At 42.7% G+C, this 14234-nt stretch carries 14 protein-coding genes; 12 read left to right on the forward strand and 2 right to left on the reverse strand.

Annotation, left to right across the window (positions count from 1 at the left end; genetic code table 11):
* Positions 1-50 precede the first annotated feature (50 nt).
* From F6K53_RS02790 to F6K53_RS02825, 8 genes are all read left to right on the forward strand, one after another.
* The gene (locus tag F6K53_RS02790; protein ID WP_293029954.1) at positions 51-773 is read left to right on the forward strand and encodes a hypothetical protein; all 723 of its coding nucleotides are present in this window, start codon (positions 51-53) and stop codon (positions 771-773) included.
* Between the two features lie 336 nt (positions 774-1109).
* Complete coding sequence (locus F6K53_RS02795; protein ID WP_293065903.1) at positions 1110-1652, forward strand: EF-hand domain-containing protein; 543 nt, start codon at positions 1110-1112, stop codon at positions 1650-1652.
* 352 nt (positions 1653-2004) lie between these two features.
* Positions 2005-2679 carry a glutathione S-transferase family protein gene (locus F6K53_RS02800; protein ID WP_293065906.1) on the forward strand — a complete coding sequence of 225 codons (675 nt, stop codon included), beginning with the start codon at positions 2005-2007 and terminating at the stop codon, positions 2677-2679.
* A 312-nt stretch (positions 2680-2991) separates the two neighbouring features.
* A complete protein-coding gene (locus tag F6K53_RS02805) occupies positions 2992-5388 on the forward strand; it encodes a heavy metal translocating P-type ATPase (RefSeq protein ID WP_293065909.1) in 2397 nt (798 codons plus the stop codon).
* A 114-nt stretch (positions 5389-5502) separates the two neighbouring features.
* The gene (locus F6K53_RS02810) at positions 5503-7419 is read left to right on the forward strand and encodes a WD40 repeat domain-containing serine/threonine-protein kinase (RefSeq protein ID WP_293065912.1); all 1917 of its coding nucleotides are present in this window, start codon (positions 5503-5505) and stop codon (positions 7417-7419) included.
* Between the two features lie 126 nt (positions 7420-7545).
* Positions 7546-8133 (forward strand): Uma2 family endonuclease, encoded by a 588-nt coding sequence (locus F6K53_RS02815; protein ID WP_293065915.1) that lies wholly within the window; start codon positions 7546-7548, stop codon positions 8131-8133.
* 153 nt (positions 8134-8286) lie between these two features.
* A complete protein-coding gene (locus F6K53_RS02820; RefSeq protein WP_293065918.1) occupies positions 8287-8892 on the forward strand; it encodes a class I SAM-dependent methyltransferase in 606 nt (201 codons plus the stop codon).
* Positions 8879-9010: a hypothetical protein gene (locus F6K53_RS02825; protein WP_293065921.1), complete on the forward strand. Its 132-nt coding sequence runs from the start codon at positions 8879-8881 to the stop codon at positions 9008-9010. The genes F6K53_RS02820 and F6K53_RS02825 overlap by 14 nt, the downstream gene beginning before the upstream one ends.
* 14 nt (positions 9011-9024) lie before the next feature.
* On the opposite strand, the gene F6K53_RS02830 is transcribed toward F6K53_RS02825, so the two are convergent.
* Together F6K53_RS02830 and F6K53_RS02835 are read right to left on the reverse strand one after the other, a co-directional pair.
* Positions 9025-9693, reverse strand: coding sequence for an ATP-dependent Zn protease (locus tag F6K53_RS02830; protein ID WP_293065924.1), 669 nt, complete (start codon positions 9691-9693; stop codon positions 9025-9027).
* A 569-nt stretch (positions 9694-10262) separates the two neighbouring features.
* A complete protein-coding gene (locus F6K53_RS02835; protein WP_293029336.1) occupies positions 10263-11123 on the reverse strand; it encodes a M15 family metallopeptidase in 861 nt (286 codons plus the stop codon).
* Between the two features lie 152 nt (positions 11124-11275).
* On the opposite strand from F6K53_RS02835, the gene F6K53_RS02840 reads away from it, so the two are divergent.
* The 4 genes from F6K53_RS02840 to F6K53_RS02855 all read left to right on the forward strand — a co-directional run bounded on the left by F6K53_RS02840 (position 11276) and on the right by F6K53_RS02855 (position 13891).
* Positions 11276-11857, forward strand: a complete 582-nt coding sequence (locus tag F6K53_RS02840) for a TetR/AcrR family transcriptional regulator (protein ID WP_293065927.1) — start codon at positions 11276-11278, stop codon at positions 11855-11857.
* A gap of 104 nt (positions 11858-11961) precedes the next feature.
* Complete coding sequence (locus F6K53_RS02845; protein WP_293065930.1) at positions 11962-12618, forward strand: peroxiredoxin-like family protein; 657 nt, start codon at positions 11962-11964, stop codon at positions 12616-12618.
* Positions 12619-12797: 179 nt separating this feature from the next.
* On the forward strand, positions 12798-13145 hold the full coding sequence (gene trxA / locus F6K53_RS02850) for a thioredoxin (RefSeq protein ID WP_293079831.1): 348 nt from the start codon (positions 12798-12800) through the stop codon (positions 13143-13145).
* 146 nt (positions 13146-13291) lie between these two features.
* Complete coding sequence (locus F6K53_RS02855) at positions 13292-13891, forward strand: glutathione S-transferase N-terminal domain-containing protein (protein WP_293065936.1); 600 nt, start codon at positions 13292-13294, stop codon at positions 13889-13891.
* The last annotated feature ends 343 nt before the right edge of the window (positions 13892-14234 follow it).

Below are 14234 nucleotides of genomic sequence, written 5' to 3' on the forward strand. Positions count from 1 at the left end.
CCTAACCATTGCCATGGAGTGATCCAACACTGAAGATTTTAGTTTCACTGATGATCAATTCAATGTCGAAAGCTGACCATAGCCTGTCTAGGAAAACTCCCGGTGATTTATGGTATTCAGATCAAGAACTTTTGGCTCCATATTTATATCTCGAAAAAGATGGATACCTGGTTTATGTCATGGGTGTTAATGACCAGACTAAAAATTGGACTGAACAGGTTCGCGAAGTGCATAAAATGCACTTAAAAAAAGCAGGATATGATGGATTTAGTAATCGAATCGACAATGAATATCATTTAGTAGGAACCTATTTTTTTGTCATCAAAGACAATGAAATAGTACTAACATCACGAATTAACGATAGAACCAAGTCGAGTAGGTTCCCTTTTGAAATGGGGCAAAGACCTAATGGTGAACATTACGTTTTTCAAGACAAGATTCCGGCAGTCGATATCAATACATACAGCGTGATGCTCAGACACTACAGGCGAGCCATGCCATTACTATTAGCAGCTTTTGGTAAATATATTGATGACTTAGGAGCTAAAAGGGCTTTCTGTTTGGTTGATCGTGAAAACAAAGTTACTCAGAGGATGTATCATGATGATTTCCACTTCTTATACTCAACTACATTTGAGGAGCCGATAGTGTTCCCTTCTTTCCTCAATGGATTGAACCAGCAGCCAGTTGAATGGAAGATGATGGAATGGAATGAACAAACGATTAAGTATTATTCTGAATTGCACCGAATGATAACTATAGAAACGAAATAAAGCACCTAATAGTAAGTATTTATATGGCGGTGGTGCCCAGAAAACATCGTAAGGATTCAGTTCAATAGCTGTAAGTATATCCCTGACGTATTGTTCAGTAATTTGCTGAATTTGAACTCAGCTGGTAATGCCATCGATGTAGCACAAAGATTATTTTGTGAAGGCAAAAAATTAACGAGACTATGGTAGTATAGTTTTGTCAGCTAAAGGTTTAGAAGTTCTTTATGCTGAACAGTAGCAATGCTGTTGTGTAGTAGGAATTTACCTAGCCTTGAAGCTACCTTGGTGAATTGCACCAGTCAAATCTTACTTTTTTATTGATGGAGATTAGCCAACATGCTTACTGAATTTCAAACCAAGAAATGGACGCATTTGTTTAATATTTATGATACTAATAATGATGGTGTTGTAACCAAAGAAGACTTTGAGATTAAAGCCCAGACAGTGGCTAAATTACATAATCTTGAGCCGGGATCCGCTGGTTATGACAAGATGTATGCCGAAGTCATGGCTGATTGGGATCATCTCCAAAAAGATGTAGATAAAAACAATAATGGTGAAATTAGTTTAGATGAGTGGCTCGAACATGGTTACACTCGAATTACCAGCAACGAAATGTACGAGACTGTAAAAAAAGAAGCTGATGAGGTTTTCGAGCTGTTTGATCAGAATGGAGATGGTGTTATAAGTCCTGAAGAATTTTCTAATTTGATCAAAGCCTGGGGAGTTAGCGATGAAGAATTAGAGATTGCTTGCTCTAAGCTAAATCTGAAAGCAGGTAACACTTTGTCTAAGGATCAGTTTAAAGACTTGCTTGAACAATTTCACAAAAGTGATGACCCAGATTCTCCTGGTAATTATCTTTTCGGTTCTTTCTAAGCTCGATCGCTTTTAGCGTGGCCGTAGGCCAATCGCGTAGCGTGACCAAAGGTCAATCGCTTTTAGCGTGGCCGTAGGCCAATCGCGTAGCGTGACCAAAGGTCAATCGCTTTTAGCGTGGCCGTAGGCCAATCGCGTAGCGTGACCAAAGGTCAATCATTTGATATTGTAGATCTCGTAGGGTGCGTTAGGCGAAGCCGTAACGCACCATTATTTTAAGCCGTAACTAACTTTTTGAGTTCACAGACCCTGAAGTTTCAGAACTACCCTTACCTTCTAAGAAGCAACCACAACCATATTTTTCGGTAAAATTAAGCTAAATTTCAAAGGTAAACGTCAGGATAAATAATCGATGCTCAAATTCTACTACAATCCCCTCTCGCCCAATGTTCGTCGTGTCTGGCTAACCTTACTAGAAAAAAACCTTACCTTTGAAACAGTATTAGTTAAATTAGATGGCGATCAATTTCAACCAGAGTTTTTAGACATTAACCCATTTCATCACATTCCCGTTCTGGAGGATGACGGTTTGCGGTTAGTAGAATCCTTGGCAATTATGGACTACTTGGAAGCCAAATATCCCACACCTGCGCTGCTGCCAACTTCACCAGAGGCATTAGCCAAAGTACGCATGGTACAATTGTTGACAGCTAATGAGCTATTTCCCCCAGTAGTTCAACTAATCTGTCAAAAGGAAGACTCACCACAATTTACACGAGCCAAGCAGAAGCTAGATACAGTACTCAAATTTTTATCCGAGTTATTAGGAAACAGCCCTTACTTTGCTTCGGACCAGTTAACCTTAGGAGATATCGTTGCTGGAGCAGCAATATCGTTATTGCTGAAGTTAGAGATTAATCTTACTGATTATCCTAACATGGATCAGTGGTTTAAAAGATTGATGCAACGGGAACCATGGCAGAAAACAGAATTGAGTGCAGAAGATTTTGAAGAATTTAAGCGGCGAGTAAAAGTTCTGGTAAAACTCCGTGCTCGTGAACTGATTGGGGGAAATAAAACACAGTAAACTCAGCTTGCGATAGGGTATAGCGCTATGGGCAAGTCAGAAGTCAGAAGTCAGAAGTCAGAAGTAAGTTATGACTAAGTTTTGGAGTTTAGGAATGTCAAACACCCTAATGCGTAGTGCTATATGAGCTATCAGCTATCAGCCATTGGCCAAGCTACACCGAACAGCTTTTGAATAAGATAAGCTGACGGCTGACCACTGACCACTGACCACTGACTGCTGACCGCTGATAGCTTACCCACTAACACTCATCCCCTTGACTCTCCACTAAACTAGAGAGTTTATCCTTTAACCGTAGGGTTAGAGGATATCATGACACAACAAAGCTTTCGTTTACAAGGAATGAGCTGCGCTGGTTGCGCCAGACGCATAGAAACCCTGATTCAAAGGGTTCCAGGTGTAGTAGAGTGCAGGGTCAATTTTGGTACAGAAGAAGCTAGTATTACCTACAATACCGAGGAAAGTAACCCCCACAAAACTAACCAGCAACTAACCAAACTGATTCAACAGACAGTGAGTGATGCTGGCTACCAAGCTTTCCCGATCGAGGATATCAGTAATGAGCCTGATGATCTCGAATGGCAACGTCAAGCCGAAACCCTTGACCTAAAACGAAAATTCATTGTCGGTGCTGTGCTTAGTACTGTGTTAGTGATTGCTTCACTACCGATGATGACAGGATTATCTATCCCCTGGATTCCATCTTGGTTACATCACCCTTGGCTACAGCTGGTCTTAACCACACCGGTTCTGTTTTGGTGTGGACAGTCTTTTTTGACTGGAGCATGGAAAGCCTGGAAACACAAAACAGCAGATATGAATACCCTAGTCACCCTTGGGACTAGTGCTGCCTATGTCTATTCTCTGTTTCCCACGGTGTTGCCCCCGGTTGTTTTGAAATCATTCCTACCCCAAGGGGTAACTCTCCCTGTGTACTATGAAACCACTGCTGTAGTGATTACCCTGATTTTGCTAGGGCGATTGCTAGAACACCGGGCTAAAGGACAGACATCTCAAGCAATTCGTAAGTTGATGGGATTACAAGCTAAAACCGCTCGTGTGATTCGCCATGGTCAAGCGCAGGATATTCCCTTGGCCCAGGTGCAAGTTGGAGATGTGGTATTAGTGCGTCCAGGAGAAACTATTCCGGTAGACGGCATAGTTATGGAAGGAGCTTCTAGTGTGGATGAAGCCATGGTGACAGGAGAAAGTGTTGCGGTCAAGAAACAGCCGGGGGATGAAGTGATTGGAGCAACGATTAATAAAACCGGTAGCTTCCAGTTCCAAGCGACTCGGGTCGGGAAAGATACCGTACTGGCACAGATTGTTAAGTTAGTACACCAGGCTCAAGGGTCTAAAGCACCGATTGAAACCTTAGCGGATCAGGTGACAGGTTGGTTTGTGCCGGTAGTGATTGCGATCGCAATAATCACTTTTGGAGTTTGGTGGATAACCACGGGAAATCCTACCCTAGCCATGATTAATATGGTGGCAGTGTTAGTGATTGCTTGTCCCTGTGCTTTAGGTCTAGCTACTCCAACCGCAGTGATGGTAGGGACGGGTAAAGGTGCAGAAAACGGGATTTTAATAAAAAATGCCGAGAGTCTGGAATTGATTCATCAACTGCAAACTATCGTGCTAGATAAAACCGGAACCCTAACGGAAGGGAAACCTACGGTAACGGATTTTATTACAGTTGGAGGCATCTATGACTCTTCGTCAGAACTGGGCAGCTTTACCGGCAGCAATGAAATCAACTTGCTGCAACTAGCGGCAATAGTGGAAAGTCATTCGGAACATCCCTTAGCTGAAGCAGTGGTGCGCTATGCCCAATCTCAGGGAATAGGATTGCAATTACCAACACCAGAGAATTTTACTGCTGTTGCTGGCAGTGGGGTACAGGCAATGGTTGATCACAATCATCCCCTCTTATCTTCCGAACCAGCAGGGGGTGGGCTAAAGGGCAAGAGATTGGTGCAGATTGGGACAAAACGATGGATGGAAGAATTAGGGATTGACACAGATGTGACGGTGCAACCGAATCGGTCTTTAGCAGACTATCAGGGGGATTGGGAGGCGAGCCGTAAGACGGTAGTTTGGATCGCAGTTGATGGTAAAATTGAGGGGATTTTGGGTATTGCTGATGCCCTCAAACCTGCTTCAGCTGAGGTGGTGAAATCCTTGAAGCGGTTGGGATTAGAGGTAGTAATGCTAACGGGAGATAATCAACAAACTGCTGATGCGATCGCAAACGAGGTTGGCATCCATCGGGTATTTGCTCAAGTCCGACCAGATCAAAAAGCTAGCATGATCTCTACTCTCCAAAAAGAAGGCAAAACTGTAGCAATGGTAGGGGATGGGATTAATGATGCCCCAGCTCTGGCTCAAGCAGACGTGGGGATTGCCATTGGTACAGGTACTGATGTTGCGATCGCAGCCTCTGATATTACCCTAATCTCGGGAGATTTACAAGGCATCATTACAGCCATTCAACTAAGTCGTGCTACCTTCAGCACCATTCGCACTAACCTCTTTTTTGCCTTTATCTACAATGTACTAGGAATTCCGATTGCGGCTGGTGTGTTATTCCCGATCTTTGGCTGGTTACTCAATCCCATTATTGCTGGTGCAGCGATGGCATTTAGTTCAGTATCTGTGGTAACTAATGCATTGCGATTACGGAATTTTAAGCCCATTTCTGGGTTATGAGACACTGTTATTGGTGGGTTACGGCGGATAGGTCGGTTAAAAGGTCAGCTTTTAGAGTATTCGCCGCCTAACCCACCCTAGCATTGGATGTAAGTAATCTAACCAGCTGTTTGTGTGAGCTACTGTCTCAATCCCAACTGCCCTAAGCCTTACAATCCTGATGGCAACAAGTTTTGCCAAACTTGCGGCACTAAACTCTTGTTAGGACAGCAATACCGCCCTATTAAGCTGATTGCAGCAGGAGGCTTTGGCAGAACGCTTTTGGCCATCGACGAGGGAAAAGCGTCTAAATCCTACTGTGTGATTAAGCAATTTTACCCCCAAGGTAATAATCATCCTACCAAAGCTGCTCGATTATTTCACCAGGAAGCCTTGCGCTTAGAACAGTTGGGCAAACACCCCCAGATTCCTGAACTCTTCGCCCATTTTGAACAAGATCATCACTGGTACATAGTTCAGGAATTTATCCATGGGGAAAATTTAGCTCAAGAGTTGGCAGCAACTGAACCATTCCGAGAAAGTCAGATTCGTAGACTCCTGAGTCAGTTGTTACCAGTGCTGCACTTTATCCACCAAGGTAAGGTAATTCATCGGGATATCAAGCCAGAGAATATCATTCGTCGTCGTATCCTCCGCCCCAGTGCTAGGCAGGAGGTTATCACTCCCCCAGACCTGGTACTAGTAGATTTTGGTGCAGCGAAGTATGCCACAGCCACTACCTTAGCCAAAACTGGCACAACTATTGGTAGTGCTGGTTATGCGGCTCCGGAACAAATCTTTGGTAAAGCAGTATTTGCCAGTGACATCTATAGTTTAGGAGTCACCTGCATTCATTTATTGACCCAAACTCAGCCATTTAATTTATACGATCCGATGGAAAATGGCTTTGTCTGGCGGGATTTTTTGGTCAATAATCCCGTCAGTAGACAATTGAGTCGGATTCTCGACAAAATGATTCAGAGTTCCATCAAGCTCAGGTATCAATCCGCGATCGCAGTGATGGACGATTTAGGAATCACCCAAGAAACCGAAGCTGGTCTTACCTGGGAGCCATTCCACCGTAATCAACTAACTCCCCAATCCACTGGTAAAACTAATCTAAAAACTAACTCTAGGCCACCAAGAGGTAATCCCAGGATTATCGTTTTTGCAGCAACCACTCTCAAAGGTCATTCCGATGAAATTTATTCTGTAGCCTTTAGCCCTGATGGACGTACCCTAGCCAGTGGGTGTAGGGACAAAACTATCAAGTTGTGGGAGTTGAAAACAGCCTGGGAAATCCTTACCTTTGGAGGTTGGTTTTCTAAGCATTCCGCTGAAGTACGTGCTGTAGCATTTAGTCCTAAAGGCAGGAGTCTTGCCAGTGGTAGCGCTGACCACACCATCAAACTCTGGAATGTCCGTACTGGTAAAGAGATGTTCACCTTCACAGGGCATTCCGGTGAGGTTAATTCCATTGCCTTTCACCCCCAAGGATACCACCTTGCCAGTGGCAGTAGTGATGGCACCATTAAGCTTTGGGATGTTCGTAGCCTTACGCAGCTCACTACTCTGACCGGACATTCATCATGGATTCATTCAGTAGCCTTTAGGCCAGATGGAAAAATCCTTGCTAGTGGTAGTGCTGACGCTACCATCAAGCTGTGGAGTGCCTTAAGTGGTCAGGAAATGCACACCTTTGAAGGGCATTCAGACCAGGTGCTTGCGATCGCTTTCACTCCCAATGGACAGACCCTAGCCAGTGCTAGTGCTGACGGTACTATCAAGCTTTGGGATATTGGCACTGCCCAGGAAATTACCACCCTCAACGGACATCTAGGTTGGGTTTATGCGATCGCATTTGACCGTAGTGGCCAAATACTCGCTAGTGGTAGTGCAGATACTACTATAAAGCTATGGGATGTTGATACAACTCAAGAAATTGGCACTCTCAACGGTCATTCAGACACCATTCATGCTCTTGCTTTTGGTCCGAATAACAGAACTCTTGCCAGTGGTAGTTTCGATAACACCATCAAGATTTGGCGCTAGGTAGCTAGGGGGCAACAGGCAATAGGCATGCAGGCAAAATACAAAAGGCAATAGGCAATACGATGATTAAGAACTAATAATTATACTTACGGTAAACATAATAACAAAAGCAAATTTTAAATACCAATGCAACTAATATCTGAAACCAAATATTATTCTACAGAAGACTATTTAAAACTAGAAGAAACAGCAGACTACAAGATTGAATATCGGGATGGAGAAATTATACCAATGACTGGTGGTACTACCAATCATAATCAAATTGCCCTTAATATTGCTACCCTTTTCAAACTTGGTTTAAAGGGAAAACAGTACAAAATTTATATTGGTGATGTGCGTTTGTGGATACCTCGTTACCGTCAGTATACCTATCCAGATGTTATGGTGATTCAAGGCGAACCGGTTTACACAGGTAAGGGGACAACTACAGTAATGAACCCGATGTTAATTGTCGAAGTTTTATCAAACTCTACTAAAAACTATGACCAAGGTGATAATTTTTTATACTATCGTTCTATCTCAGAATTCAAAGAATATATTCTAATCGAACAAAGTGAGTATCGTCTACTGCAATATAATAAAACTGCTACCAATCAATGGCAGTTCACTGAGTATGAATCAGAAAATTCCGTTATTTCTCTAAATTCCTTAGAGTTAAGCGTTTCTTTTCAAGATATTTACGAGGGAGTAAATTTTCAACTTACTCAAGATTAATTTTTTGATTAATCATTAAACTTGCTCCCTTCTGTACTATTTAAATAGTAAAGCTACCCTAAACCAAACAACCTTCAACCTTGGCCAAAAGGCCACGCTACGCGAACAACCAAACAACCTTCAACCTTCAACCTTAAACTGTCAACCTTGATAATGACTAGTAATTTTTTTAGCACAAAAGAAAAGTTCTTTGATCTGTGGGCACCAAACTACGACATCCTGTTCACCACAGTATTTTACCAAGCACTCCATAAACGGCTGTTAGAGTTTGTAGAACTCACAGATCACCCCAATGTATTAGACCTTGGCTGTGGTACAGGTCGTTTACTGAATCGTCTTGCTCAAGAGTTTCCCAATCTTCGAGGCACTGGGGTAGATTTATCTACTCAAATGCTCGCTCAAGCCCGACAAAAAAACCAGCATCGGCAGCGAATAATCTATAGAAAAGGCAATGCTGAATCTCTCCCCTTTGCTGACAGGGAATTTGAAGCAGTATTTAATACCATCAGCTTTTTACACTATCTCAATCCTCAACAAGTTTTTTCAGAAGTTAGTCGGGTCTTGGAACCCAAAGGACATTATTACTTAGTAGACTATACTGTTAGAAAGAGAAAAAAGTCTTTACCAATTTCCCCTAACCAGATTCGTTTCTATAGCCGACAGCAACGGGAAGAATTTGGCCAGGTAGCGGGTTTGTCATGCTTAGGACATCACCATCTCCTCGGACCCGTTGTGCTAAGTATCTTTGAAAAACATTAATAACTATTCCCTCTCCCCATACCTCCAATACATTCCAAAACTCCCTACTCCCTACTCCCTACTCCCTACTCCCTACTCCCGATTCCCTACTCCCTACTCCCGACTCCCGACTCCCTAACTAAAGCGCTATAACTACTGAATCACCTCATAGCACTCTGCCACAGATGCCCGTTTTTCCATAGCAGCCACCAGTGCTTCATAAGATTCCCAGTGTTCAGTAATCATACTAGTCGCTTGACGCTCAGCCCATCGTGCTTTCACTGAGTACTCACTAGCAGAAAAACCTAACCCTTCCAAAGCATCTCGGAGTTTTTCGCAGTCTTCTGCTCCGCCCTCAACACTCTCATAGACTATAGTTTCCGCAGCAATGCCTGCCATCCAAACCGTGCAAAATCGATCTAAGGTTAATCGCATTTCCCGAATACTAGAAGCCTTAGCCGATAGTGCCTCAGTATCAAACGTCACACCACCATTACCCAGTTGTCCCTGCTTCAAAGCTTCCCAAGCACTTAAGGTGTAACCAGTGATTGGAATACCAAGTAAGTAAGCCACCAGAAAATGACCCGCTTCATGGCGAATTATGCGTCCGCGATGTTCAGGATTGGTACTCGCCAATACATCTAACAGCAGCGTTAACCCTTTCCCTTGGAAGCTGAAGCCATCTAGGGTAACAAGACTCAAGACACCAAAAGTAGTTACCGCAGGGATTGCCGGAGAAATATTCAACAGTGGTCCTAGCAAAACCGAAAGGGTCATGCCAAAAACACCAATAGCAATTAAATTCAGCGCAATTTGTTGCATTTGTTCTTGGTTACTTGTTACTTCATTGTTAGTTATATCATGTTTTTGGTAACAATTATGAATAGTAGGAAATAGGAAACAGGGAACAGGGAACATGGAATAGGGAATAGGGAATAGGGAACATGAAACAGATAACCGACAAATAGTAGGGATATTAACTACTTTTTATAAACAAATTTTTTGGATAAATGTTTATATAAACATGAGATAAAATTTTTATGATTAATTGCAATTTTTACTGTCCATCCAAGTATCCAAGCCTTTCATCCTTGATATTTAAACCTTGGCCAAAAGGCCACGCTACGGAACCAGATAACCTACCCTACGGGAACCCTAAAGGTGAACAACTTTTAAGAATTAAGAATTAAGAATTAAGAATTAAGAATTAAGAATTTTACATTCTGCATTCTACATTCTTAATTCTGCATTCTACATTCTTAATTCTGCATTCTACATTCTTAATTCTGCATTCTACATTCTACATTCTACATTCTGCATTCTACATTCTGCATTCTACATTCTACATTCTACATTCTACATTCTGCATTCTACATTCTGACAGACAACCTTCATACTTGATCCTCAAACTTTGGTGTATCCGATGGAGGAGAAGGAGCAGGAGTAGGTTTCTTACCTTTGTAGAACGTTTCCAAGCTCTTGGTATCTCCCACAAACCTCCAGTGCCAAGGCTCATAACTAATTCCTTGGGGATTGTCTCTAGGAAAAGACAACTCAAAGCTGTAGAAAGCCGCATTCTTTTCCAACCACTTAAAGGCTGCCGTATTCTCAAACTCAGGATTAAGGTTAGTAGCTGGTGTCATGCCATCCCCAATATCGATCGCATAACCAGTGTGATGCTCACTGTAGCCAGGAGGAGCACTTACTTCAGCCCGTTTACTAGCCACCTGTCCTCGCTGTTCCTTTACTTGAAAAAACAGGTACTTTTGCTGTTCCACAGAACGGAAACCGGAAATTGGCACTAGGATTATCCCCTGTCTTCTTGCTGCTGCTGCCATTGCTTTGTATTTCCGAGCTGCTGCAGCCTCCAGTTTGATCCGGCCATCACGGGTAATTGGTTGCAGTTGTGAGCTTAGGACTTCAGAGTAGGGTAAGTGTCCCAGAATGTTATTACCATCATTCCCCCTAGTGTTTAGACTAGCTTGTGGATTCTGTGAACTAGCTTCTGTCTCACTTTGAGTCGATGTTGCTTCACCAGACTTGGACTGAGCTTCAGGAGTTGGTTCCATTGGAATCAGGCTAAAGGCGATTCCTCCTATTGCTAATAGTCCAATAATGAGTAAGGTAACCTGCCAACGAGACCGGGGTTTAATATCCTGTCTATCCCTTACTGCCTCGGGAATATCATCTACTGGTACCTCTGTTACCTCAGAAAGGTTTGCTGGTTCGCCCGGGAGACCTGCGTTATTCAATAGTCCACTCCTGCACTGACATCCAAATTATTACATTTATTTATTACATACTTATAGTTACTGAAAATCCCAGCAGTGTCAGCGGATCAACTGGATTACTTGACCAATCGTTCCAGAATTGTTATCGTAAAGATACGAGTTCAGCAACGGTAATGGCAAGGCACAAAACCTTTGACCCAGAAGATGTCCTAGAAAAAGCCATGGAAACCTTTTGGCTTTATGGCTATGAAGGGACCTCAATGCAGGACTTGGTCAAAACCATGGGGATTAACCGAGGCAGTCTATACGACACCTTTGGTGACAAACGTTCCCTATTCCTCGCTGCGATCGCTCATTACAACGATACCTGTGTTAAAAATGCGATCGCATCCCTAGAAGCCCCCACAGCCTCAAAGCAAGCCATTATCGACTTTTTCTACAACCTCATCGAAGGGGCTGTAGACGATAAAGACCATCGAGGCTGCTTGCTCACCAACACCGCTGTTGAACTGTGTCCCCACGATCCACAGACTAAATCCCGGATTACTGCTAATTTGCGCTCAGTGGAAAACGCTTTTAAAAAAGCCTTATCCACAGCAAGGGAGCAAGGGGAAATCACAACCAACCATGACCTTCAGGCATTAGCCCAATATTTCACCAGTAGTATACAAGGGTTGCGGGTTATCTCCAAAGTCAACCCAGACCCAGAAACCCTAAGAGCTATTGTCAAGGTCATACTTTCCGTTCTCGATTGAGAGAGTAAATTGACAGAGTAAATTGACAGAGTAAATTGACAGAGTAAATTTTTTTGCTCTTAATTGGAACGATTGTTCAAATATCATCTAACCAGGAGGAAATCATGACCTTAAGCCAAGACTTGATTAACCTAAATACCCAGCTTCGCGCTAAGCAACCAGAAGAAGCCAAAGCCATCATGGCAAAAGCAGGGGAAGACCTCGCTAATTCTGGCATTGTAGACAATAGCCTCAATGTTGGCGACAAAGTCCCTAACTTTACCCTGCCTAATGCTGTAGGTAAACTGGTAGAATTGCAAGACCTACTAGCCATCGGAGCCGTAGTCATTTCCTTCTACCGGGGTCAGTGGTGTCCTTACTGCAACCTAGAATTACGAGCATTGCAGCAATTCTTACCAGAAATTCAGAAATTAGGTGCAACCCTAGTCGCTATTTCCCCTCAAACTCCCGATAATTCCCTATCCACTACAGAGAAAAACCACCTAACCTTTGAAGTACTAAGCGATGTTGGGAATAAGATTGCCAAAGAGTTTGGTCTAGTCTTCACCGTACCAGAAGAACTCCGACCAGTTTATCAAAGCTTTGGCATTGATTTACCTGCCCACAACGGCGATGAAACCTTTGAATTACCCATTGCCGCCACCTATGTGATTAATTCCGATGGAACCATCACCCATGCCTTCGTTGACCTAGATTACACCAAGCGACTTGACCCAGAAGAGATTGTCAGGGCATTACAAACCCTGGCTGTAGCCGTATAAGTAGCTCAATAAAAATCGTAAGCATTAGCTGACGGCTGAATGCTTACGACACAGCAGCAATTCTTGATATCAAACTACTTAGTGCCAGCCTGTCTTCATACAGCAAATCAATAATGCTGAATTCATCAATATTTCAGTCAACAGTCAACAATCATTCCTAGTTTAGGAGAAATTGAACTATGTCAGAAACAGCCAAATATATTACCCTAAATTACGATAACTTTGAAACCGAAGTGCTCAACAGCTCCATTCCAGTCATAGTAGATTTTTGGGCACCATGGTGTGGTCCTTGTCGGGTAATGAATCCAATCGTCACTGAATTAGCCACAGAATTTGATGGAGTTGTCAAAGTAGGCAAATTAAATGTTGATGACTACGAACAACTAGCCAGCCAGTATCACATTGAAGCAATTCCTTCCCTATTGTTCTTCAACCAAGGTAAAGTAGTTGAACGGTTTGAAGGTCTTGTGCGTAAAGCGACTCTGGTTGACAAAATTAATGCCCTAACTAATCTCATTTCTGTTTAAGGAGGTAACATAGGATTATCGGATAATGGGTAATGGTTAATAGTTTAAAGGTAATAGCTAATTGTCCATTACCCATTACCTTTAGGGAGTCAAAATTTGTGGCAAGCACTTAGATAAATTCAGGGATAAATTGATAGAAAATAATCATGATTGAGCTATATACCTTTTCCACACCTAACGGACGGAAACCTGCTATCATGCTCGAAGAAGTAGGACTTCCCTACACCGTTCACAAAATTGACATAACCAAGGGAGAACAGTTTACTCCCGAATATGTAGCAATCAATCCCAATAGTAAAATTCCTGCTATCCTTGACCAGGATACTGGTATCAAAGTTTTCGAGTCAGGAGCAATCCTAATTTATTTAGCAGAGAAGACAGACAAGTTGTTGCCAACTGATACAGCAGCAAGAATACAAGTGATTGAATGGTTGATGTTCCAGATGGCAAGCGTTGGACCAATGTTTGGTCAACTGAGTCACTTCCGACGCTTTGCCCCAGAACAGATTCCCTATGCTATTGATCGCTATGAAAAAGAAACCCTACGTCTGTTTGGTGTCTTAGATCAGCAATTAGCAAAACAGGAATTCATTGTTGGAGATTACTCCATTGCCGACATAGCTACCTATCCTTGGGTAGCTGCCTATGAGTATTTGGGAGTCACCCTAGATAACCATCCCCACCTCAAACTTTGGGTCGAGACAATGCAGCAGCGACCCGCTGTGGAAAGGGGCATGGCAGTTTAAAGGTTTGTTGAAAGTTGAAAGTTGAAAGTTGAAAGTTGAAAGTTGAAAGTTAAAAGTTGAAAGTTAAAAGTTGAAAGTTCAACCTTGGCCTTTCGGCCACGCGTTCGCGTTCAACCTTCAACGTTATTAATCCTAGGTGGGCAGTGCCTATCAAGCCTATTAACAGCTGATCTGATCTGTCTGGTGCACTGCCCACCCTACATGAACTTACTGAAACTCAAGGATCTACTTTGATTGAACAATTTAAAAGTAATAATTCTGAGTTAAAACTCTTTGAAATAGGGGATGATAAGAGCTACTTTATAAAGTAACTATAAAGAGCTCAAATCCCTTGACAGATATG

It is taken from the genome of Moorena sp. SIO4A1, assembly GCF_010672065.1.
GTDB lineage: Bacteria > Cyanobacteriota > Cyanobacteriia > Cyanobacteriales > Coleofasciculaceae > Moorena.

What these genes read in the sequence shown, in the direction of transcription:
- F6K53_RS02855 (WP_293065936.1), top strand. Translation starts at nt 13,292, where the DNA reads ATGATTGAGCTATATACCTTTTCCACACCTAACGGACGGAAACCTGCT.
- F6K53_RS02820 (WP_293065918.1), top strand. Translation starts at nt 8,287, where the DNA reads ATGACTAGTAATTTTTTTAGCACAAAAGAAAAGTTCTTTGATCTGTGG.
- trxA (WP_293079831.1), top strand. Translation starts at nt 12,798, where the DNA reads ATGTCAGAAACAGCCAAATATATTACCCTAAATTACGATAACTTTGAA.
- F6K53_RS02800 (WP_293065906.1), top strand. Translation starts at nt 2,005, where the DNA reads ATGCTCAAATTCTACTACAATCCCCTCTCGCCCAATGTTCGTCGTGTC.
- F6K53_RS02805 (WP_293065909.1), top strand. Translation starts at nt 2,992, where the DNA reads ATGACACAACAAAGCTTTCGTTTACAAGGAATGAGCTGCGCTGGTTGC.
- F6K53_RS02840 (WP_293065927.1), top strand. Translation starts at nt 11,276, where the DNA reads ATGGCAAGGCACAAAACCTTTGACCCAGAAGATGTCCTAGAAAAAGCC.
- F6K53_RS02790 (WP_293029954.1), top strand. Translation starts at nt 51, where the DNA reads ATGATCAATTCAATGTCGAAAGCTGACCATAGCCTGTCTAGGAAAACT.
- F6K53_RS02815 (WP_293065915.1), top strand. Translation starts at nt 7,546, where the DNA reads ATGCAACTAATATCTGAAACCAAATATTATTCTACAGAAGACTATTTA.
- F6K53_RS02830 (WP_293065924.1), bottom strand. Translation starts at nt 9,693, where the DNA reads ATGCAACAAATTGCGCTGAATTTAATTGCTATTGGTGTTTTTGGCATG.
- F6K53_RS02795 (WP_293065903.1), top strand. Translation starts at nt 1,110, where the DNA reads ATGCTTACTGAATTTCAAACCAAGAAATGGACGCATTTGTTTAATATT.
- F6K53_RS02845 (WP_293065930.1), top strand. Translation starts at nt 11,962, where the DNA reads ATGACCTTAAGCCAAGACTTGATTAACCTAAATACCCAGCTTCGCGCT.